Below are 22,573 nucleotides of genomic sequence, written 5' to 3'. Positions count from 1 at the left end.
GGTGGCATCCATGAGTATATATGATTTTGAAGTCAACACTCTTCGGGGTGCAGAAGAATCATTGTCCAAGTACAAAGGCAAAGTGCTCCTTGTTGTGAATACAGCTAGCAAATGTGGATTTACGCCTCAGTATAAAGGGCTTCAGGAAGTGTACGAGAAATTTAAGGATCGTGGATTCGAAGTGTTAGGTTTCCCAAGCAATCAGTTTGCCGGCCAAGAGCCTGGTGAAAGTGATGAAATTGCAGAATACTGCGAGATTAATTATGGAGTAACCTTCCCCATGTTCGAGAAGATTGATGTAAAAGGCGACGAAGCACATCCCTTATTCAAATACTTATCTAAGGAAGCACCTGGTGTTCTAGGCTCAAAAAGCGTGAAATGGAACTTCACGAAATTCCTGGTGGATCAAGAAGGCCGTGTCCTTAAGCGTTTTGCTCCTAAAACTACTCCTCAGCAGATCGAATCTTATATCTCCAAGCTTTTGAAATAATCCGTTTAAGAAAAAATTCCGAAAAAGGATACCGGCCACATCACTCAGTCCACTAGCTGATATGCGGTCAGTATCCTTTTTGTCTTTAAACATGATATTGTGATAAATCCCCCTCCTAACCCCTTTGGAATAATTTATATTATTGATGAAGAAAATTACTGGGAGGGTCAAGCGATGGTTAAACTGCGTGATTTGCCAGAACTACAGGTTATCGGTTGGACAAATGTTAATGCCTCTGGAGAACCTTATCCGAATCTTTGGGAATTTGTTTTTGGTGAGTTAGATATTGATGCGAAATTTGACTCCATCCCCTCAAAAGTTCAAGACAGCGGTTGTTATCTGGGTCTATTTCAGAATCGTACATCTGTACCCCGATTGTGGGAACAAGCTGCTTGGGATCATGAGTTCTTCCTTGCGGTCGAAGTAAAGCAGCTAGACTTCATTCCAGAAGGGCTTGTGCAGAAGACCTTCCCTGCATCAGCCTATGCCATATTTATAGCAAACGGGGTGCCTCACTTGGCTTTTCAGAACACTTGGAATCACATACATAATGAATGGCTGCCGCATTCTGAATATATATTCAATCCGGATGGTGTCTTTTTCATTCAATATACAGAAAATTCCGGACCAGATGATGAACGATTCGAAGCCCATTTATGCGTCCCTATTAAGAAAAAGTAGTGCTTTCCCCAATGCTTGATTAAGCACAAAAAAAAGAAGCCTTGCGTCGCAAGGCTTCTTTCGTCAATCTATATGCGGTAGAGAGGACTCGAACCTCCACGGGTATACACCCACTACCCCCTCAAGATAGCGTGTCTGCCATTCCACCACTACCGCGCGGTGTGTTAAACATAGAACTTTGTTTGAGGTCAACATTCATTATTATAAATGTACTTTTCCAAAATGTAAAGGCGTTGATTCAAGAATTTTCATCTACCAATTTCTGCTTGCGATACTCAGCGAAAGCTATGTATTCTTTAATGAATTCCTTTTCTTCTGGAAGCAATTCATCCACTCGACCTTCACTTGTCTTCGCTTCTTCGAAATCATAGGTCGCACTGCTCTCTTTCAATATCTCAGGTGTGTTTCTGCCTAAGATAAGCCAATCCAGACTCACATGAAAAAAAGCACCGATCTCAATCAATTTATGTGTTCCCGGAGTAGACTTCCCCCGCTTCCAATCGCCCATATTCCCTGTGCTAATGTTTAACTGCTCACAGAACGATTTCTTGGTCAGACCTTCTTGCTTAATTAAGTACTCTATACGTTCGTAAATGGTCTGCATCAGTGAACCGCCTTTCACAAAAAAAAATAAAAAAAGACTTATTTAAGTGATTCGTATTGTAAAATAACGTAAAAAAGTATATAATTGGTGCTATTATGTATTATCCGATTATATCATATGGCTAGAATGACGATAAGAGGCGACTCAGGTGACAAGTAACTCCCTTTATTATCTTATCATCTTGAAGGATCTCTAGGAGGGAGCGGTTACTTTTGTCAAAGTGCTTATCATCTTCCATTATCCATTCACTTGAACGCCTCCCCCACAATGCAGTGGTCATCAACAATCAAGGAGTTATCCAGTTCACCAATCGGAAGTGGAAGGTATTTAGTCATGAATACGGCCTCTCCCCCCATAACAAATGGATTGGAGCTTATTATTCGGAGCTTATGCAAGATGTGATTGTCGATTCCGAACAATGGGCCAAGCTTTGTGAGTCGGTGACAATCATACTCAGCAGAGAACACCAGGTTTATACTGCTGAATTCTCCATACAACCTATCAATAAAGGGAACCGGATTTTTCGTTTGGAGCTCTATCCTCTTCTTTCAGATGATTATTTAGAAAATGCTTTTATTATTTCTCTATATGATTTGGGCGCTTTTATAGAAGGAACTCAGCTGTCAGGAATCACCAGCCTCTGTTCGACATGCCAGTCAACACATGAGTTAATCCCTATCTGCGCTTCCTGCAAATCTATTCGAAATTCTAAGGATGAATGGATCACTATTGAACATTTTTTAAAGCAACAGCTTGCTCTACAATTCACCCATGATATCTGCCCAGACTGTGTCAGACAGCTTTATCCCCAATATGCCAGAGCCTTTAAGAACTAATCAGTTTATCTAATCTTATAAAAAAAAGTAAGAAAACCTCTGCGAAGCAAAGGATTTCTTACTTTTATTTGTATGCGGTAGAGAGGACTCGAACCTCCACGGGTATACACCCACTACCCCCTCAAGATAGCGTGTCTGCCATTCCACCACTACCGCATAATATGACCCGTATGGGATTCGAACCCATGTTACCTCCGTGAAAGGGAGGTGTCTTAACCCCTTGACCAACGGGCCTTAGCAAGGTTGTCTTAACGTGACAACAAAAATTATGATACCAGAAATATAGAGACATGGCAAGCACTTTTTTTCATCCATTTTTCAGCCCATAGCATTCTTAGATACTTCAATCATCTCTATATCCCAATCAGATCTAATTCTGACCTTGACCCACTCATATTGTTCTCTTGAATCGCTGTGTATCTCATAGACATAAAGAAGCTTTCTTCTGGAGCCATGCTCCTCATAACGGATAGGTTCAATAGAAAGATTTGCGCCACAAGATATTACAGTCTTGGATAGCTTTCTCCTAATAGAAGGATAGTGCTTACCATTCAGTACGCGATGCATATGTAGCATCATACCAACGCCGATCAACGCAGCAAGCCCACCGAAGATCAGTCCTGCCAGGCCGTTATAATAAGACATATCCCCTTGATGTGTAAACGAAAGTATAGCGGTCTGCGTAAGAACGAGGGATATCAAGGAGGCTGCTAGATTGGATAGTTTAATTGCCGAAACTGCCGGCGCTTTTCCTTTTCTCATTGTAACAATCGATCCATGCACCGCCGTACAGAAATAACCGCACGCAATAAATGATAAAAACTATGCTAGACGTAGTCAAGATGACTCCAACCCTGAAGTAGCTCTTATATTCTTCTATGCCGTATCCATACGGATGTGTTTCGTCAGGCGGCCGCTTCCCCTTAAGATGCCTTTTAACCGCAGTTGCCTTCGCTAAGGCTAACCCTACATTGTACAAAGCATATATACATAAGAAGATTGAGGCAGTATAGAGCCCTACAATCATTTTTCCAACGGCCATAACAATGTTCATATAAAACGATATTTTTGCATACTTGATTGAACGTTCTATTTTTCTTTAATCCATATTCCTCACTCCCACTAACTAACAAAAAAAGAGCCCTTGAGGCTCTAACGAATATATTCACGGATTCATAATTGAATCCAAGTTCGATCATCTTCTTACTGAAGCTTTTTCCAGCTGAGAGGGCGAGCGGAATGCGCAGTTTTCTATCCCGAACAAAGCTCCCCTTCCCCTGCGTGGAATAAACAAGCCCCAGCTCCTGCAGGCGTTCATATGCTTTCCGAGCGGTCATACGCGGAACCTTGAACCGCTCTGCAAGCTCATGCTCCGATGGCAATTTATCGTCAGACACATACTCACCTGACTGAATAGAGGCGATCAAATGATCCATAATATCCATTTCTTCAGACATTCTGATCACCCCCATAGCAGCAATTGCTTACGTTCCTTCAGCGCACCTACAACTGCAGCATCAGGACTTTTACTGCCAAGTGTTATAGGACTTTCACCATAGAAGCCATGAAAATCTGAACCTCCGGTCATGATCAGATTATATTTAAGTGCCAATTCCCGTGCCCGAAGCTCATCTTCTTCTCTATGCAATGGATGCCATACCTCAATGCCTTGTAAACCAACCTCCACAAGTTCATCTACAGCCTCAAAGCTCTGGTATTGCCCCGGATGTGCTAGCACAGGAACACCACCAGCCAGAATAATGGTCCGAACTGCATCTTTCGCATCGACATATTCTGTCGGAATATAAGCAATGCCAGGTTGTTCCCCTCGCTGCCCTCGTGAGAAAAGCTTTTTATATAAGTCGCCATAGATCCGATCCGTATAGCCTTGATCAATTAGCGCATGCATAATATGCTGCTTATATACTCCCGTTCCGCCTTCGGCGTAGCTCAGGACATCCTCCCAGCGAATGTTATAGCCAGCTTCGATTAACCGCTTAGTTGCCAAGCAACAGCCTTCATGACGCCGTAAAAGTAGAGGACTACATAAAGCATTAATGGCTTCATGATCCTCTTCGATAAAATAGCCAAGAATATGAATCCGACGTTGGCGCTGCGTATCATAGCCTGATATCTCAATGCCAGGGATAAATTCGATGCCACGCTCTCTGCACATCTCGTCCATCTCAGCTAGCCCCTGTGTTGTATCATGATTGGTAACTGCCAAGTGCCCGATTTGTTCTTGTACAGCAAGCTCCAGCAGCTCTGTAAAATGTAGTGAACCATCCGACATTTTCGTATGACAGTGCAGCTCAATTTTCATAGCTTCCTCCTTCAATTTACTTCTTGAGCCCATTCTAACTTGATGCCAAGTAGCAAGGGTCATGGCAATGTAAGCGGAACGTTAAGAATTGTAATAATTTAGATATAAAAAAAGAGCAAACCCAGTGTGATGATCTGGGTTTGCTCTTTTGTTTTCCTCTGAACTTATGGATTAACCTTCGCTTCGAAGGTTTGTACTCCATCTACAAATTTTAGCACCACCGCTGCTTTTACCGGGTCATGCGTTTCATTCATTGTGATCTTACCCGTAGCCAGTTGTAAATCCTTCGTCCCAGCGAGTGCCTCCTTCAGCTTCTCAGGGTCCGTGGAGTCCGCACGTTTAATAGCATCCGCTACTAGCTTCACAGCATCATATCCAAGCGCAGCCATCCCATCTGGAACGAGATCACCATTTGCAACCTTGAAGGCATCTACGAACGATTTCACTTCAGGCGAGCTATCTTCAGGTGAATAGTGATTGGACATATACGTATTATTGAGCGCCTCAGCGCCGGCAATCTCAGCCAGCTGTGGTGAATCCCAGCCATCCCCGCCCATAAACGGAACAGTGATGCCCATCTCACGAGCTTGTTTTACGATTTTGCCGACCTCTTCATAATAGCCCGGGAGATAAATCACATCAGGATTAGCTTCTTTAATACGTGTTAACACGGCTTTAAAATCAGAATCTTTTTGTTGATAGGATTCTTCGCTTAAGATAGAGCCGCCATTTTTAGTAAAAGTAGCTTTGAAAAAGGTTTGCAGCCCTTTGGAATAATCACTAGAAGCATCTGTATAAATAACTGCTGTTTTCGCTTTAAGTGTATCCTTGGCGAAGTTCGCCATTACTTCTCCTTGAAAAGGATCAATAAAAGAGGCGCGAAATACCCATTCATTCAAGTCACCAGTACGTTCATCAACAGTTACTTTGGGGTTAGTGGCTGAGGAGCTGACCAGAGGAATGCCTTTTTCTTGAGCAACAGGAACAATCCCTAGTGTATTCGTAGATGTAGTTGCACCGATAATAGCTACGACTTTATTGGTAGTAATTAGCTTTTGCGCTGCGCGTGTCGCCTCTTCCGACTTAGATGCATTATCCGCTTCAATCAATTCAAGTTTTTTGCCGAGCACTCCACCAGCATCATTAATTTCTTTTACCGCCAGCTTTGCCCCTTTAAGTGCAGAATCACCGAAGGAAGCCTGGCCGCCTGTAAGCTCAAGGTCTGCTCCAATCTTAATGGTCCCTCCACCAGCATTCTCACCCTCAGCGGTAGTGTCGTCGGTCTTGTTCCCACAGCCTGCCAGCAATCCACCAGCCAATAACACAGTCATCAATATGGCCCCGATTTTCTTCATCCTCTTCCAGCCTCCCAAAATAAATGATTTATAGGTTCTTTCTGTGATGCTGTTGTGAACTAACCGATGAATTAATGTCCCAGATAAGCCATTCTGATCTCTTCCGAGTCTGCCAATTCCTTGGCATCTCCCTCAAGCACCACTCTGCCTGTTTCGAGCACATAAGCTCGATGAGCAATCTTAAGTGCCTGATGCGCATTTTGTTCTACAAGAAGTACTGTCGTTCCAGAGGCATTCACTTCTTGGATGATCCGAAAAATATCCTGAACGAGCAATGGAGCCAGCCCCATGGAAGGTTCGTCTAGCAGCAATAGCTTGGGATGCCCCATCATTGCACGCCCCATAGCGAGCATCTGCTGCTCCCCGCCAGACAAGGTGCCGGCAAGCTGTTTTTTCCTCTCTAGAAGACGCGGGAAGGTGGAGTAGACCTTGGCAAAATCAGCAGCTAAGCTGCCCGAATCTTGTAAAAAAGCGCCTAACTCCAGATTTTCTTCCACCGACATATTAGCAAATACACGCCTGCCTTCCGGACAATGAATAAGCCCCTGTTTTACGATGGACTGCACACTCTGGTTCGCAATCGATTTTCCAAGGAAATCTATAGTACCTGTCTTCGGTTTCAGCAATCCTGAGAGGGTCTTGAGCAATGTAGACTTTCCTGCTCCATTAGCTCCAATTAGAGTTACAATCTCGCCTTCTTTTACATGCATACTTAAATCCTTCAAGGCATGGATGGCCCCATAATACACATTAATTTCTTGTATACTAAGCATGGTCCACTACGCCTCCTGTCCTAGATAGGCTTCGATGACTTTTGGATGATTCCTTATTTGTAGCGGTGTACCCTCAGCAATCAGCATTCCGCGATCCAGCACATAAATCCGGTCACACACTCCCATCACAAGGGACATATCATGCTCGATAAGCAAGATCGACAGATCAAAGGACTCACGGATCCAAGCAATCAGATTCATTAGCTCTTTGGTTTCGTTCGGGTTCATCCCTGCCGCAGGTTCATCCAATAGCAAAAGCTTAGGCCCCGCTGCAAGCGCACGCGCAATTTCCAGTCGCCGCTGATTTCCGTAACTAAGATTCCCGGCACATTCATCACATTGATCAGCTAGATTAAAGATTTTGAGAATGTCCATAGCCTTCTGTGTAATTTTGTTCTCCTCTGTAAAATGCTTAGGCAACCGGAGCATAGAGGTAAAGATTGAATGTCTGGCATGCTGGTGAAACGCGATCTTAACATTATCGAGAACCGTCATAGCGGTAAATAGCCGAATATTCTGAAATGTCCGCGCAGCCCCTTTTCGATTAATACGATAAGGCTTCATCCCACCCACTGCCTGATTGCTCAGAGTAATGTTGCCGCTGGAAGGCGGATATACCCCCGTCAGCAGATTAAAAAGAGTTGTTTTCCCAGCCCCATTAGGTCCAATAAGTCCAATCAACTCACCTTTATTAATGTGGAGGGTTACCTCATTCAGCGCCTTAAGTCCCCCAAATGCACGACTCGCCTGTTGAACATCAAGAAGCACTTCCGCTGTTAATGCTGTCACTTGGCTTGACCTCCTTTTTAGACAATTTCAAGAAAGAAAAACCCGTGCTGCCAAGCAGCCCCTTAGGCCGAAAAATCATCATCAGAATTAGAATCGCCGAGTAAATAATCATCCGCAGCTCCGGATACTCCTGAAGCACCGTAAAGAGCACTGTCAGCACAATCGCACCCACGATGGCACCGCTTGTACTTCCTAGTCCACCTAACACAACCATGACTAGAATTTCGAATGATTTCAGAAAATTAAAGCTACCAGGATTGATGACGTAGAACTTATGAGCAGAGAGACCACCAGCTATCCCCGCAAATAATGCACCGAGTGAAAAAGCAATGACTTTGTACAAAGTCGTATTAATCCCCATCGCTTCAGCAGCAATTTCATTCTCCCGAATCGCTATACAAGCTCGGCCGTGAGTGGAACGTATAAAGTTATTGACCACAACAACCGTGACCAGTGTGAACAGAAACATAATCGTCCAAGTCGTTTGATTGGGGATGCCGCTTAGACCTGAAGCCCCGCCCACATATTCTGTATTGAGCAGAACAATCCGAATAATCTCACCAAATCCCAGTGTAGCAATGGCCAAGTAATCTCCGTTTAGTCGCAAGGTCGGAATCCCGATAAGTACACCAAAGAATGCAGCCACCAGACCAGAGATTACTAACGCCAGTACGAAAGGCATGTCAAAATTCAGAGTTAGAATAGAAGAAACATACGCACCAATGGACATAAATCCAGCATGCCCGATTGAGAATTGCCCTGTTATCCCGTTAATCAGATTCAAAGACACCGCCAGCATGACATTTATACAAATTAGAATTAGCGTAGACTCCATAACATCATCAAATATTCCCGTTGTTAGAAGAACTTGAATGATGACATATAGGACAATAGCTAAGACGATGCCGATCCAAAATGACTTGTTTATCTTCTTCATACGGCATCTCCCTACACTTTCTCACGGACATTTTTACCAAACAGCCCGGACGGTTTAAAGATAAGGATTAGGATGAGTACAGCAAAGGCCACACCATCACGCCACGAGGAATACCCCAGAGAAGAAACCTCTGTCTCAACTGTACCCAGCAGAAGCCCACCCACCAAAGCGCCGGGAATACTGCCAATGCCACCAAGCACAGCAGCCACGAAAGCTTTGAGTCCTGGGAGCACACCCATCATCGGGTCAACCGAATTGTAAGTCATTCCAAAAATAACGCCCGCCGCTGCCGCAAGTGCAGATCCTATAGCAAAAGTAGCTGAAATTGTCCGATCTACATTAATTCCCATCAGGCGTGCAGCTTCCATATCAAAAGAAACAGCCCGCATCGCTTTACCGATCTTGGTTCGGTGCACAATATACTGGAGAATGATCATCAAAACAACCGTCGTTCCCAAGATCATAATTTGGTTGGAGTCTACCTGAATCGAAGAACCAAACAAGGTGTATTGTTGCTTATTAAGTATCTCTGGAAAGCCTTTAGCCTGAGGCCCGAGAACAAATACACCTGTGTATTCCAGAAAAAAAGAAACGCCGATTGCAGTAATAAGTACAGCGATCCGCGAGGCTTTTCGTAGAGGTTTGTAGGCTAGCCGTTCGATCGACATCCCCAGTAACGCACTGATGGTCATAGAGATCACCAATGAAATAAGTAAGACCAGGATTGGAGGCAGCCCTGCCGTAGCCAGATACCTAGCGCTGAACAATCCAATAAACGACCCCACCATAAACACATCACCATGAGCAAAATTGATCAATTTAATAATCCCGTAAACCATGGTGTACCCTAGTGCGATCAGAGCATAGATGCTCCCTACAGAAATCCCGTTAATTAATTGTTGAATGAAATACTCCATCGCCGTCCCCCTATTCCTATATTCACTTTTTAAAAAGCACCTTTCTTAAGCTTACATTCATTTTCATTATTTTATGTCACTTATATTAACATAAAAATACAAATAGATTAACGATAACTGTGTTATTTACTAAAAAATTCAATATTTACGTTATATTACATGACATATAAATTCATTGAACAAGGAGTGATTCTACGGAAAAATGTGTAGGGAGGAGGAAAACTGAGGAAAGCAGAGATTTTTGAAGTTCGGCAACAATTGACCCATGTTCGATATTCATTCGAATGCTGAACTCAATGGGAAATAATATAACATTTATCTCATTATGACATACAAAAAAAAGCTTATTCCCAACCGATAAACGGAAGGAGAATAAGCTGTTCACATTTTTTCTTTTAATTCTAATTCTTTAATCTGCATCATATGATGTCGGTCATGTGATATAAAATCCTTTAAATATGACTCAAAGCAAAACCTTCCGTCAACATATTTTTCCGAGTATTTTTCCTCTTCAAGACTACCTATACAATCTAATATTAAGTTACGATACTTCATCGTCAATTCTATTATTTCGTCTTTAGTTTTTGTCTTACCATATGTAACAGCATCATTATTAAATAGATCGAAATCAATAAGTTGAAGTGTTATCGCTTTATCGCACACTATCGGTTCTATTGTCGATTCATAAAAGTATTTATCCCATAGCATTATATGACTAACAACATCATGAATTGCCCATTTTCCTTCAGCGATGGGTGTTTTCCAATCTAAATCAATAATTTCTAGAACAAATCCATTCCATTCCTTAAACTGATTTAGCAAGTCTGATCTGTTATTCATTTGCATATCTCCTTTTTTATCATCATAATCCCAGAATAATTCTTTCTAAAAAGATTACATCATTTGACTTATTTGATGTTGTAACAAACTTGCCAATAAGAACTTCTCTTCACTATCAGCTGCGCCCACTAATAGACTATGACCAAGTTCATCTCTGACAGTAATGTTAATTTCGTTTTGCTTTAATATAATAGTTCCAACCTCTTTAGAACTCAACTTACTAGTAACTCGCTTTACAAAAACCGAAGCTGTCATTCCAAGAGCTTATTTTTTATATATGTAATCAATAAATCCTTGCCGTATCCATTCGCCTTCAAACTTTCTTTCCAATACTCGATCTTCTTTGTATATTAATTGCATATCCTCAAACATAGAATCCGCCTCATGATAATCATAATAAGAGTGGATCACTAATTCATCATCTTCCATTTGTTCATACTGATGTTCCCCTAAATCAACCCCGTCACCGACTCGAAAATCCTTAAGGGTTAAAAAATTAACGAACAATAGCCCACCAGGTTTCAGCACCCGTTTCAATTCATTTATTGCTTCTTTCACATCTTGTTTTTTCATATGAAAAATAGAATTATACGAATACACAAAACTCATCGACTCATCGTTTAATGCCAACTGTCTCATGTCACCCTGATGTATGTTTAAATTCTGCCCTCTTTCTGCTGCGAACTGATTAGCTCTGTTCATTTGTTCAACATTCATCTCTATTCCGTATGTAGCGTATCCATAATTCGCAAACAAACTTAGTGGAGGTGTATCTCCTCCTGCACCACAATCTAATATTGTTTTTTCCATACCACTTTCATTACACAATGCCAAAAATCTGTACAGGGGTATTTGTTTAAAAAGCTCCATGTTTATTTCGCTCCTTTGAGTTTAGGTTAATCCTTTCTCAAACCACCTTACTCATAGCTAAGATCCTTTTTGTAGTAAAAATGCTTACTTCCAAGTGGAGCATCTTCGATAGTTGCAATCACTTTATATCCATACTTCTTATAAAATCCAGGCGCTTGAAAGCTGAATGTATCTAATTTGATAAAAGTACATTTTTTCGCTCTAGCAACTTGCTCTGCTTCTTCCAATAATCTTTTCCCGTAACCTTGACTACGATAGTTATCATCCACCCACAAAATACCAATCTCCATCCAATTCCAACATATCGCACTGTTGATACCGGCAATAATATCTCCTTTATCATCCTTCAAGCATAAATTCACCTCCTCATAGATGCCATTTGGTACTTGTTTAGAATTAAATTCAATAAGTTTTTTTCTAACGTAATCTGTTTCTTCATTTGAGCTATAAAGTATCTTAGGATTAATCGACATAAGTTCCTCCGGATGTTTTATCTCTAACATTGAATCCCCGCAATTCCAAAAGTCCCATTTATAACTTTCTCGTACTCATCCCATTCAAAATAAAAAGGCCCAACATTAATAGCTTTATTGCTGGGTTCCAGTTTGAAATCTCTCCATATGATAAGATTCTCTTCTTTTTCAATAAATACGGATATAAAGCCGCATTCTTCATCGCCACACCAGGGACAGACTAATATTGGGTACCTATAGTACAAATATTCATGCATTTCGTTTAACAAGAAATAGTTAATCATTTTCCTTTGATGCTCTTCACTACCCCACCCGAGCGATGGAACCATATCATGTTTTTTAAGCGTTTGGTAAAGAGACCTATCATCAATTATTATGTCAGCAAATTTGGTATTTTTATTTCCTTCTTGATCACGATCAAGACTATCATATCTACTTGACAGTTTAGTTTGTAATTGATTTAAAATTTTCATTTTCCCTCCGCAGTATAACTACTGTGTTAGCTGATGTAATCGACTTCGTTAGGCTTATTAGTAAACATTCGCTTTTCTCACTCTATTCACCTTCCCAAATATAGAATCCGGCCACCATCATCACTAATAATTTAGAAAAAAGACAATTTATACAACAAAAAAAGAGCCCCCAAAATGGAAGCTCTTCTTATGTAATTCAGAACGGAGAGAGTGGGATTCGAACCCACGCACCGCTTACGCAGTCTAACCCCTTAGCAGAGGGTCCCCTTATAGCCACTTGGGTATCTCTCCATAAAAATGGCTCCCCGAACAGGACTCGAACCTGTGACAACTCGATTAACAGTCGAGTGCTCTACCAACTGAGCTATCAGGGAACATTAGAAGTAAATTTAGAAGTGAACATGAATTAATTTATCATGATTTCAAGGTCTAGTCAAGCGGGTAAAATAATTTTTGTGATCGTTTTCAAATTTACCTCTTACTCTACCTCAATATAGATTTAAGAGGGAGCTATCCCCCTCTAGTCTATACACACCATTCCCCGTCTTCCGGAACCTGTACTCGATCTTGTAGCTCCTCCTTCTCCAAGTGAGCTTTTAACTTATCTCGGGTAACTAGGCAATGGTTGATGGCGTTCATGTGTACAGCGATGACCTTAGAAGAAGGAGCATATTCGCATAAGTCTACGACATCCTGCTCATTCATTGTGATATGGCATCCGCTTAAAAACTGCGCACCACCAGCATTTACAACTGTCACCTCAGGTTTAAAAACGTCCAATGCCATTTTCACCTTATCACACCAAATTGTATCCCCAGCCACATATAGAACAGGTTCTCCTTCCGCCTGAAACACAAACCCGGATACCTTACCCATAAGTTTACCAGTCACTCCAGTGCCATGCCGTCCATCAGTACGTGTTATAGTTATTCCATTAAACGTCAGCGAATCTCTAATTTCCGTGGTATGCTCAAACCCCTGCTTCGATAATTTATCTCCGTCTCCTTCCTGACATAATAGTGGTAGATCATGCGGCAACAAAGAAATGGCAGCGGCATCCCAATGATCCTGATGAAGATGTGTGACAAGAATTACATTAGGACTCAGCCATTGTTCTATGGCTCCCGGCAAAGGAACGAGCGGATTCCGACGGTCATTTTCGGTATTAAAAATGGGAGGATTAACACCCTGCTCACTCAACATAGGATCGATCAGAAATGTACATCCTCCATACTCAATCCATAGGGTCGCGTTGCGAATATGCTGTATTTTCATCGTAAGCCCTTCTTTCTTTCAGATCTCTTCTGCTACATTTAATTATAGTTTGACCTTGAAACAGAATACATTGAGATTAGAAAGAGATTGGCCTGTTCTACTTTCACGCAGAAAGGATTTTAGATAATGATGAGTTCTTATTCCATAGATGATGTGGATTTTCGCATCCTACAGCTTCTAATTGAAGATTCCACGATCAGTCACAGAGACATTGGGCAGCAAGTCCATATGACAGGTCAAGCTGTGGGCGCGCGTATTCGCAAAATGCAGGACACAGGAGTCATTGAAGGTTACACCGTTCGCTGGAATCCGGATAAGGTTGGGGAGACTATACATGCCTTTATTACTGTGTTTCTGGGTTCGAATACGGTCCATCCAGCCTTTCAGACATTCGCAAAGCAGCATGACAGCGTTAAAGAAATGCATCGCGTCAGCGGAGAAGGCTGCTATTGGATACGTGTTCGTACGGGAAGCCAAGAGGAATTGAATAACTTTCTCGACGAGCTGCTGAAGTTCGGAAATTACAGAGTCAATCTATCAATGGGAAAGCTGAAATAATGCTGTATCGCGTAGGAGGCCGCTATCGGATCAGTTGACCTTATATGCAAAAAAGCAGAGCATCAATTCTCCAATAATCGGAGAACCGCCGCTCTGCTGTCTTTTTACATATGAAATGTTATAGCTTCTACCACCGAAGCTAATTCAATAATTTAGCTGTTCTAAGCAAACGAACTAGAATTACAGCTGCTTCTGCACGGCTAGTATCACTGCCAGGCGCAAAGCTGCCTGCGGATTGGCCTTTCATAATCCCTTTAGCAGTTAAGACATTCACAGCTTCAGTTGCCCAAGAAGAAATAGAAGATGCATCTGTGAAAACATTTGTAGCAGTGTTTGCTCCAGATACTTCAGCTCCAAGGTTCAGCAGCTTCAATGCTCTAGCTGCCATAACAGCCATTTGCTCCCGTGTAATAGGAGCATTCGGACGGAAGGTTCCATCCTCATAGCCTTGAACTAATCCTAGAGCTGCTGCCGCTCTTGCGTCCGCTGCATACCACGATAAATCGGACACATCACTGAAGGTCTTCGTTGTGTTCTCAGCGACAAGACCCAACGAACGAATTAGCATAGCCGCGAACTCGGCACGACTGACTGATTTCTGAGGCGCAAATGTATCTGCGGATTGTCCGGTCAAGATCAGTCGACTAGCAAGCATCTCAATCTCATTCTTTGCCCAGTGTGAAGAAATATCCCCAAATGTAACAGGGTGCAGTGCTGCGACGAATACACCGCTCGCACTACTGCTCTTAACAGTAACCTTTGTCATCCCATCCACGAGTTCAAACATCTCAGGTACATAACGGAAGGAACCTGTCTGTTCATCATAAATAAGGACTACCCCCGTCTTCGCATCCAGCGCTTCCTTAATCATAAATGTACGTTCTACATAGGTGGTGCCGAATCCATTAGCAGGTACAATGGTTTTGCCATCTGTAACCTTTAAGGTAATACTTGCCGGAGTTCCTTGTACAGTAAAGCCTTGCTGCTTAGCCTTAGCAAGCAGTTGTTCCAATCCTTTTCCGCTTAGCGGATTTAGTTGGAACTCTAGCGTACCTGCTGGCATTTGTGCCGCTTTCAGCACGCTCTCCACGAGTCCTAGAGGGAAGCGATAGCTCATATCGCCACTGGCAATAACAAGCACCGCATTCGGGCTAAGTACTGCCGCATTGCGTAAAGCTTCTGCGCTAAAGCGAGCTGTACCATCTCCATTAGCTGAAATCTCGATCACAGCCTGCCCAGCAGTCGCCTTAGCCTTTAACTGCGCATCATGATTTGCAGCTGGTGTTGGCATTGGTGTAGCGACAGGTGCAACAGGATTTACTGACCCCGCCGGATCAGGAGTAATAGTTGGACCTGGTGTGCTCGTTGGAGCTGGTGTACTCGTTGGACTAGGTGTACTTGTTGGTTCAGTCGGATCCACAGGATCCGTCCCACCATTAGGTAATACCACCTCAACTGTATACACCCTCTTATCGTTGCCAACAGTTACCGTGAAGTCTGTGCTTCCCGCTTTAAGCCCATGCAGACTGCCGTTTGTAAAAGTAGCAATATTACTGTTCGTCAGCACAAGTGTAGCTTGTGAAGTAATCTCCACCCCTTCTTTGTCAAACACCTGAAGGATCGCTGACTTTCCTTGTTCCAGTACAACAGGTCCGCTCTGTCCATCTTCAAGCTTGAGGGAGAACGGTTTAACAGCTGTGGCTATTCCTTGGTTCTGTTCAATGATGCTTAATTCAGGAGATGCATTGGTCAGGAGATTCATCCGTTCGCCACGAATAATCAAGTTGTCGACGAGCAGGTTACCTTTCAGATTTTTCGTAACTTCTATACCGCTTGTGCCTGCCCCGTCTAATACATTATTCGTCAGCATAATTCCATCAATCGTCGTGAGCGCTTCTCCCTCAAGGTTACCGTGGGCAATCAGGCCAGAATAGGTGCTGTCGAGCGCCGTATTGTTACGGATGAACACTTTTCCTTTCAGATCACTCTCACCAGCGTACAGCCATAATGCACCGAGATTCACCCCATAACCGGAATCATAACTGCCTGTGCGAAGTAATGTATTCCGCTCAACGATAGTCGTTCCTTGGAACGGCTCTGCGGAGAAACGGGTAGATACAGCGATCCCGGCTCCGTTAGTCACAGTGTCTTTTACCACGTTATCTTGAATTCTGTTATCTTTACCACCGAAGACCACAATGTTATCGGCCAACCACGGTAATGAGACGTTATTAAAGCGTGCCGTATTGCTATAACTCAGTGTACGTTCCGTACCATTCACATCATTCAGTTTGGCATCTGTGAACGACCACATCGCAATACCATCATCCCCTGGATAACGGATGTCACTTTGTTCCATCATGCTGTTGCCCGTGCCTACGGCAAAGTTAATTCCATCTGCCATAAGGTTACGGATTCGAAGACCTGCCATGTACAGACCATTTGTCCGAGCCTTCTCACCAATAGGTTGTGTTAACCACAAGCCTGCTTTGGTATGTTCAATCCATACGTTCTGAATGACCGAGCCTTGCCCAAAAGCACCATGGAAGGCGTTGGTGAATGCTTCATCATCTCGTACGTTTATACCACCATCAATTAATAGGTCGTATACACCGACTTTGCCGCCATGACCATAAAATTTAGCTCCATTCAGAACTGTATACCACATGCCTGCACCACGAATTTCGGCCGTATCCAGATCCAGCAAACCCTCTCCGACATTGAAGGTACCTGCTGGGAACCAAACCCCAATACCTGTTGCCTCCGCTTCGGCAAGCGCTGCTTTGAAGGCTGCGGTATCATCTCCCTCATCATTGGCTACCGCTCCAAAATCCGTTACGGAAATAAATCCTTCAGGACGTGTTAACTCAGGTGCTACCTGCTCCATATCCACCAAGTCGATGACGTATGAAGTGGCATTGTCTCCTGTTCCCTTCTCTAAACGAATGGTAGCTCCAGCAGGAGCATTCCCAATCAGAGCATGAATTTCATCAAAGAAGCGATGTCCACTCCCTTGACGAGGATCATTAGACCATGGGTAACTACCGTATTCCCAAGCGTATTTTGATGTCAGATTAAGCTTTTTCTTAACTCCATCTACATATAGGGTCAAGGTTTCATCAGCACCAGCACCATCCGAACTGTCAGGAATGGAATAGCGAAGAACAATAGAATTAGCTGCTTCTGCAAGCTTGAACTCTACATAGTCCCCCGTATTCTTCAAGGCGACAGCTTGTCGTCCAGAAGCCTCTGAAGCCATTGTGAGATATTTCCGCGAAGGACCGATCAGCGTTCCGTTAGTCGCTGCATCTTCAGCTTCATAACTAATGTAAGGAACTGTGGCTCCGCGGTAAACTTTGTTTACGCTATTTTTTACGGTCAGGCTATCAATACTTACTTTGCCCCAATCAATGTTGCCGTTGCTTAGAGAAACCGTATTAATCCCTGCACGAAGCTTCAGCTTCACCTGTTCAGTCGTCCAAGAGGAGGACTTCGCCAAGCTAACTTTAGCCGATTCCTTCAGGCCGTTCACCTCAAGCAACAGATCCGTTACATCACTGGAAGTATTCTTGTAACGAACAACGGCATCATATTCACCGGCTTGCTGAGCATTGACTGCATACCGTATAACATGATCTCCTTGGAATGCTTCTCCTCCTGCATAAATTGCATCTGAAGGAATGGGCAAGAAGCTCCAAAGAGTGCTATCGGTTCCCACAGCAGAGCCGAGTTGAACAGCTGATGCGTCGTGAGTAAGATAGGCTGTTTTATCCGCACTTAGCAGGAGCTTGTAGCCTAATTTCCCTTCCAGCGTCCACTGGGAACGTTCAGTTTCCCCAGAAGCTAACAAGACGGCTTGGTCTGCTTCATTTAAAGAAAGATAATGTTTGGTCTGAACGTTCATTATGCGTTTATGTCCATTTACATCCTGAACGATCCACTGGGAGTGAGCAGCTGTATCGGAAGGTTTCGCATATACGAGCGCCCCTTCTTGTTCAGCCAATACTTTGCCAGTCAGCCCTTTTGGTACGATCGTTATAATATTGGTATCGTTCTGAACTGGAGTAGTTGTGTTGTTATTGCGCAGTTCTCTAGACGGAGTAGTAAACTCCTGTTGAGCCGCTTCAAGTGTCCATTGAGCTAAGCCGTCACTCTCTAATAGGAGCGCACGTTCAGCATATCCTGTCTTATTCGCAATGTTTATTAATTCATCGTCGTATTCTCCATAGAGACTACGAATGGTGTAATGCGTATAATCGGAAGCCAAGCTTACTTCCCAAGCAGATGCTCCGTCTATAGCCGGTTCCGCGCTACTGCTCTCCAAGTATGAATAATCTCCATTCAATGTTAAATAATGGCCTGTTGCTCGATTGATAATCGTCTGTTTGCCGTCCTGCACAGATATATTCCAATGCGAGAATCCATTCTCTGCCGACGGCTGCCCGTACAGAACAACTCCGTGCTCATTCTCGTATAAATACTCCCCACTGCTTGCATTCTTAAATCTTACAGGGTAAGCAGGGATCGGTGGCGCAATCGCTTCAACGGCTTCAGCGGCAAAATGAGCACTGTTTCTATCCGCTGCATCGGGAGCCTTACTGATCTTTATAATCGGATTCCCATTCTCATCAGAAGCCCCATACATATAGTGGCCAGCCCATCCACTCTTGAAAGTAGTCAGACCTGAAGGCTGCATATCCACAATCCACTTAATGCTGCCCCATACATCATAGATGGTTTGCAGTGTCTGAACGGCAACATTAGGCTCAATCTCATCTACTGCACCACCTATATGCTCCAGGGAAAGGTAACGTCCAGTACCTTTATTTTTAATCTTCACAGATCCATTGCTACCAGCTATTTCTTGCAGCTGCCAGACAAAGGCATCGTCATTCATATCAAGTGAACCATAAGTAGCCTGACCTACTGTTACATCCTCGTTCGCAGCGGCTAGAGGGGTCATTTTTGCGTCAGCGGTTGCAGATTCCGTCTTATCCTGCGGCACCACTACTTCAGTGTCCTGCGAATCATAGACAGCTTCGGTGACAGTCTTAGATTCTAGCAATTTCTCTAGTACATCTGGAGAACTCAGCAAAGGACCGTCCTTAAGATATTGATCTTCACCATTTACAGCGTCTAGCTTGAAGCGGAACAAGTCCTGCTTTTTCTCGGTGACAGGAACAAATCTCCACTGCGGACTGCCCCAGCCTGGATTGATCACACCATACTCAGCATATTTAGTGAGATTCTGAAGTGAGATGAATTTTTCAGGGAATGTATTAGGTTCCTTGTCGAGGACACTACTGATTACGTAGGTACTATTCCCAATATTTTTTCCTGTCCAGATGTATGCCTGCTGCACATTATTCCTGTCTGGTAGCTCGGTGACCTGAATATGGCCATCTGGCATATTCACCGTGTTAATATAGTGGCCTGTTTTCTTATTCTTGAATAGCTTACGGCCATTGTACTTCTCAACCAGCCATTGATCAGAGCCATCCTTCTGCATATTTCCGTACTTCAAAAGGCCGTCAGCAGATTCATACCAATAAAAAGACTTCCAGCCATTTTGAATACGATAATATGGAATGGTGCCATCTGTTGGTGTGTTAGGGTCTAGAAGCTGCCACTGGGCGCTTAATGAAGTCGCATCCCCACTTGCTCCTGCACTGTCTCCACCCAAGGTAGATAGATAGATGCCTTTACTCCCGCAATTTTCTAACGTCTGGTAGTCATCATAATCATCAGAATCTTTAAAATTCCATTGATCCGATGGTTGGCTACCACTGATCTGCAAGGCCTTGGCTGTGCCATCACTATACGAAAGATAATGATTAGTTGCTGCATTACGAATACGTTTATTGCCGTCATAATCCTCTATATACCATAGATAATCGGATGAATCAGCAGTATCTGGAGCAATTAATCCGTGCTTAAGTGCACCGTTTGCGGATTCATACAAGAAATCTGTAGCTACTTGTGCATCTGTATAAGTTGCCAAGCGTACCGGCTGCAACTCGGAAATAGGAACGATTTTCCACTGGGCATTAGGATTGGTTGCTTCACCCGGCCAGCTGTTAGAGCGCACGTTATTATCTTCCTCAAACTGAGGATTCAGCCATAAAGGTTTAACTCCGTCGGTTAATCCTTTATTACTTAAGGTAATAAAACCCGCTCCATCCGCACCTGGTGCATCTTCCTTCACCCATTCGCTTAGCGTCACCTTGTCCGGATCGATTTCTTGCGAAAAAACTCCAGCCCAAGTCACTTCATTTTGCTTAATATAATGACCCGTCTCACGGTTTCGAATCATCAGTGTTCCGTCGTCCGTTCCCGGCTCAAGAAGCCACTGGGCAGCCTCATTCTTCAAAGGCTGTTTACCGTAAAGTACATTTCCTTTTTCCTCATACATCACCTGACCGGGACGCATCCGGCTTTCCAACCGTACAGGTACTGTTCCTGCGTTAGGATCGATAAAAGCCCACTGCGGACTCTCAAACGTAATATTGATATCCGAGCTTACCTGCGCATAACCAAGCTGATTCTCCTCATGGATAACCAGCTTACTCTCAGGTACGCTCGCGCTTCGGATGATCATGTATCCGTTTCTATTGGAAATATCGATCAGCCATTGATCCGTAACACTTCCAGCTCCTTGGAGATCCGCCGCCTTAAGTGTATCCTCTTTGCCGTTATTACCAGCCATTGTAATGTAGTGGCCCGTCTTCACATTCTTAATTCGTGACAGACCATTTACCGTCTCCACTGTCCAATGCGATGATGTGTCCGCTGGATTGGTCATGCCATAACGCACGATACCATCAGACGTTTCATATAAGAAATTATTTTTCCACTTATTCTTGATGAGTACTGTCCCTGATGGGATTAGCCCTGCGCCTGTTCCGTTGGCCCCCTCTGCACCTACGGAACCGCTACCGATTCCCATCACAGGCAAGCTTGAGAAAATCAGCAGCATCGCGAGCAGACCCGCCATCGCGGACCTGAATCGTTTCATAAATGTACCCCCTCTACCTAATATGGACTTCCCTTCCATCTTAAGTTGGTAACGCTTACAAAACGATGTGTGATTTTATCCAGAAAAAGGTGTATTTGTACGTATCTCCCGAAAGGTCTGAGCGCTACTGAGAATTGACAAATCTGCTGAACCCTAAGATAGTTAATTTAATAAGAAACGAGCATTCATTAAATGGAGGTACATATGAAATTCAAAATGGATTCACCAAAAATATCAGATCCAGACGCTCTACTCCCTGAGCAAATATACTCGCTGCAAACCAAAGATGAATTTAGTCGTTGCAGCATAAGCGATACAGTTATTGATAATCAAGAGGCGAATAAAGTCAGCTTTGATCAAGTGGTTTTTAAAAATGTTACGATTATCGAGTCGTCCTTAACTGGGATTGAGCTGATGGATGTGATTTTTGAGCGATGCGATCTATCCAATGTGGATTTTACGAATGCGATTATTCATCGAACCGAATTTAGAAACTGCAAGCTCATTGGTACGGACTTTACAAGGGGGCGATTCCAAAATGTTCGCGTGGTAGATTGTATCGGGGATTTTGCAACGTTTCGAATGGCTAATCTGAAGCAGGTTGCTTTTGAGAATAGTTCATTGATGAGCTCTGATTACTACCAATCCAATTTCCAGAAGGTCAGCTTCAGTGAGTGTAATATTGATCAAGCCACCTTATCAGGATCAAAGCTTAACGGGATTGATCTAAGTGACTGCGAGTTCAGTGGCTTAATCGTGGATATTCAGGATTTAGAAGGATGCATCATTTCGCCTCAGCAAGCTGTTTCCTTTGTGGGATTGATGGGTCTGGTTATAAAATAACGCCATGCTCGTGTCTGATTACTGGACTTCCAGCGCCAGCAGCTTCAGCTTCCCCGAACATTTACCGCAGCGGTAGCGCTTGGGATCTACTTTTCGCTTACGCGGATACTCCATGGCGCACGCTGTACAGATCAGCTTGTACCGATAAGGCAGTGACTTCCGAGCTTTCGCACCCGGCAATGTCTGACAGTAGCGACTTCCGCCAACTTGTGCAAGCAGTCTCTTGAAATCAGTGTCACGATGCATATACCCTCGCTTCGCCAAATGCAGATGATAATGACAGAGCTCGTGTTTGATAATCTTCTCCGTCTCTTCTCTACCGAACATAGCAAGCTGATGGGGATTAATCTCTATATTATGGCTTTTGGTAAAATATCGTCCGCCTGTTGAAGATAATCGGCTGTTAAAGCTTGCCTTGTGCCTAAAGGGTACACCAAAGCTGTCCCGCGACACCTGCTCAATCCACAGCTGAAGCTCTTCGTTGCTCATCGTTTCCATAGCGTTCTATCACAAGTCCTTTC

The 22,573-nt window shown here is 43.5% G+C and carries 22 protein-coding genes and 5 tRNA genes; 5 read left to right on the top strand and 22 right to left on the bottom strand.

Features of this window, described 5'->3' with window-relative positions; translation table 11 throughout:
- Positions 1–10: 10 nt before the first annotated feature.
- A complete protein-coding gene (locus ACN6MV_RS06130; protein WP_042124801.1) occupies positions 11–490 on the top strand; it encodes a glutathione peroxidase in 480 nt (159 codons plus the stop codon).
- Between the two features lie 174 nt (positions 491–664).
- Positions 665–1,171, top strand: coding sequence for a GyrI-like domain-containing protein (locus tag ACN6MV_RS06125; protein WP_419885922.1), 507 nt, complete (start codon positions 665–667; stop codon positions 1,169–1,171).
- A 73-nt stretch (positions 1,172–1,244) separates the two neighbouring features.
- Here ACN6MV_RS06125 and ACN6MV_RS06120 read toward each other — a convergent pair.
- Together ACN6MV_RS06120 and ACN6MV_RS06115 are read right to left on the bottom strand one after the other, a co-directional pair.
- Positions 1,245–1,327, bottom strand: a tRNA-Leu gene (locus ACN6MV_RS06120).
- A gap of 82 nt (positions 1,328–1,409) precedes the next feature.
- A complete protein-coding gene (locus ACN6MV_RS06115) occupies positions 1,410–1,775 on the bottom strand; it encodes a helix-turn-helix domain-containing protein (protein ID WP_076118204.1) in 366 nt (121 codons plus the stop codon).
- 212 nt (positions 1,776–1,987) lie between these two features.
- On the opposite strand from ACN6MV_RS06115, the gene ACN6MV_RS06110 reads away from it, so the two are divergent.
- Complete coding sequence (locus ACN6MV_RS06110) at positions 1,988–2,611, top strand: hypothetical protein (protein ID WP_042124797.1); 624 nt, start codon at positions 1,988–1,990, stop codon at positions 2,609–2,611.
- A 73-nt stretch (positions 2,612–2,684) separates the two neighbouring features.
- On the opposite strand, the gene ACN6MV_RS06105 is transcribed toward ACN6MV_RS06110, so the two are convergent.
- From ACN6MV_RS06105 to ACN6MV_RS06020, 18 genes are all read right to left on the bottom strand, one after another.
- Positions 2,685–2,767: transfer RNA gene (locus tag ACN6MV_RS06105), tRNA-Leu, on the bottom strand.
- Positions 2,768–2,773: 6 nt separating this feature from the next.
- Positions 2,774–2,845: transfer RNA gene (locus ACN6MV_RS06100), tRNA-Glu, on the bottom strand.
- 84 nt (positions 2,846–2,929) lie between these two features.
- Positions 2,930–3,373: a hypothetical protein gene (locus ACN6MV_RS06095; RefSeq protein WP_419885921.1), complete on the bottom strand. Its 444-nt coding sequence runs from the start codon at positions 3,371–3,373 to the stop codon at positions 2,930–2,932.
- A complete protein-coding gene (locus tag ACN6MV_RS06090; protein WP_419885920.1) occupies positions 3,336–3,638 on the bottom strand; it encodes a hypothetical protein in 303 nt (100 codons plus the stop codon). The genes ACN6MV_RS06095 and ACN6MV_RS06090 overlap by 38 nt, the downstream gene beginning before the upstream one ends.
- Complete coding sequence (locus ACN6MV_RS06085; RefSeq protein WP_419885919.1) at positions 3,547–4,068, bottom strand: GntR family transcriptional regulator; 522 nt, start codon at positions 4,066–4,068, stop codon at positions 3,547–3,549. Before ACN6MV_RS06085 ends, ACN6MV_RS06090 begins: the two co-directional genes overlap by 92 nt.
- 5 nt (positions 4,069–4,073) lie before the next feature.
- On the bottom strand, positions 4,074–4,934 hold the full coding sequence (locus tag ACN6MV_RS06080; RefSeq protein WP_419885918.1) for a PHP domain-containing protein: 861 nt from the start codon (positions 4,932–4,934) through the stop codon (positions 4,074–4,076).
- A 164-nt stretch (positions 4,935–5,098) separates the two neighbouring features.
- Positions 5,099–6,289 (bottom strand): ABC transporter substrate-binding protein, encoded by a 1,191-nt coding sequence (locus tag ACN6MV_RS06075; RefSeq protein WP_076121918.1) that lies wholly within the window; start codon positions 6,287–6,289, stop codon positions 5,099–5,101.
- Between the two features lie 71 nt (positions 6,290–6,360).
- Positions 6,361–7,062, bottom strand: coding sequence for an ABC transporter ATP-binding protein (locus ACN6MV_RS06070; RefSeq protein ID WP_076121920.1), 702 nt, complete (start codon positions 7,060–7,062; stop codon positions 6,361–6,363).
- Between the two features lie 6 nt (positions 7,063–7,068).
- Positions 7,069–7,851, bottom strand: a complete 783-nt coding sequence (locus ACN6MV_RS06065) for an ABC transporter ATP-binding protein (protein WP_081390102.1) — start codon at positions 7,849–7,851, stop codon at positions 7,069–7,071.
- Positions 7,820–8,788: a branched-chain amino acid ABC transporter permease gene (locus ACN6MV_RS06060; protein WP_419885917.1), complete on the bottom strand. Its 969-nt coding sequence runs from the start codon at positions 8,786–8,788 to the stop codon at positions 7,820–7,822. The genes ACN6MV_RS06065 and ACN6MV_RS06060 overlap by 32 nt, the downstream gene beginning before the upstream one ends.
- A gap of 11 nt (positions 8,789–8,799) precedes the next feature.
- Positions 8,800–9,627 carry a branched-chain amino acid ABC transporter permease gene (locus ACN6MV_RS06055; protein ID WP_375105351.1) on the bottom strand — a complete coding sequence of 276 codons (828 nt, stop codon included), beginning with the start codon at positions 9,625–9,627 and terminating at the stop codon, positions 8,800–8,802.
- A gap of 459 nt (positions 9,628–10,086) precedes the next feature.
- Positions 10,087–10,545 carry a DinB family protein gene (locus ACN6MV_RS06050; protein WP_042124785.1) on the bottom strand — a complete coding sequence of 153 codons (459 nt, stop codon included), beginning with the start codon at positions 10,543–10,545 and terminating at the stop codon, positions 10,087–10,089.
- A gap of 264 nt (positions 10,546–10,809) precedes the next feature.
- Complete coding sequence (locus tag ACN6MV_RS06045) at positions 10,810–11,415, bottom strand: class I SAM-dependent methyltransferase (RefSeq protein ID WP_042124781.1); 606 nt, start codon at positions 11,413–11,415, stop codon at positions 10,810–10,812.
- 47 nt (positions 11,416–11,462) lie between these two features.
- Complete coding sequence (locus ACN6MV_RS06040; protein ID WP_339289535.1) at positions 11,463–11,888, bottom strand: GNAT family N-acetyltransferase; 426 nt, start codon at positions 11,886–11,888, stop codon at positions 11,463–11,465.
- Between the two features lie 23 nt (positions 11,889–11,911).
- A complete protein-coding gene (locus ACN6MV_RS06035) occupies positions 11,912–12,361 on the bottom strand; it encodes an oxidoreductase (protein ID WP_375105035.1) in 450 nt (149 codons plus the stop codon).
- 202 nt (positions 12,362–12,563) lie between these two features.
- Positions 12,564–12,652 (bottom strand) — tRNA-Ser (locus ACN6MV_RS06030).
- Positions 12,653–12,659: 7 nt separating this feature from the next.
- A tRNA-Asn gene (locus ACN6MV_RS06025) sits at positions 12,660–12,735 on the bottom strand.
- A 151-nt stretch (positions 12,736–12,886) separates the two neighbouring features.
- Positions 12,887–13,636, bottom strand: a complete 750-nt coding sequence (locus ACN6MV_RS06020; protein WP_042124775.1) for an MBL fold metallo-hydrolase — start codon at positions 13,634–13,636, stop codon at positions 12,887–12,889.
- 129 nt (positions 13,637–13,765) lie between these two features.
- Between ACN6MV_RS06020 and ACN6MV_RS06015 the strand changes: the two genes are divergently transcribed.
- On the top strand, positions 13,766–14,194 hold the full coding sequence (locus ACN6MV_RS06015) for an Lrp/AsnC family transcriptional regulator (RefSeq protein WP_081389777.1): 429 nt from the start codon (positions 13,766–13,768) through the stop codon (positions 14,192–14,194).
- Positions 14,195–14,333: 139 nt separating this feature from the next.
- On the opposite strand, the gene ACN6MV_RS06010 is transcribed toward ACN6MV_RS06015, so the two are convergent.
- Positions 14,334–21,209 (bottom strand): S-layer homology domain-containing protein, encoded by a 6,876-nt coding sequence (locus ACN6MV_RS06010; RefSeq protein WP_419885916.1) that lies wholly within the window; start codon positions 21,207–21,209, stop codon positions 14,334–14,336.
- Between the two features lie 204 nt (positions 21,210–21,413).
- Between ACN6MV_RS06010 and ACN6MV_RS06005 the strand changes: the two genes are divergently transcribed.
- Positions 21,414–22,052: a pentapeptide repeat-containing protein gene (locus tag ACN6MV_RS06005; RefSeq protein WP_042124771.1), complete on the top strand. Its 639-nt coding sequence runs from the start codon at positions 21,414–21,416 to the stop codon at positions 22,050–22,052.
- A gap of 18 nt (positions 22,053–22,070) precedes the next feature.
- Here the strand turns inward: ACN6MV_RS06005 and ACN6MV_RS06000 are convergent, their stop codons facing one another.
- Positions 22,071–22,541, bottom strand: coding sequence for a SprT family protein (locus tag ACN6MV_RS06000; RefSeq protein WP_081382729.1), 471 nt, complete (start codon positions 22,539–22,541; stop codon positions 22,071–22,073).
- Positions 22,542–22,573: the final 32 nt, after the last annotated feature.

This window comes from Paenibacillus sp. B-A-8 (assembly GCF_048572915.1).
GTDB lineage: Bacteria > Bacillota > Bacilli > Paenibacillales > Paenibacillaceae > Paenibacillus_AQ.
The sequence above is the reverse complement of the archived record's forward strand: the minus strand, read 5'-3'. Positions and strand labels throughout refer to the sequence as shown.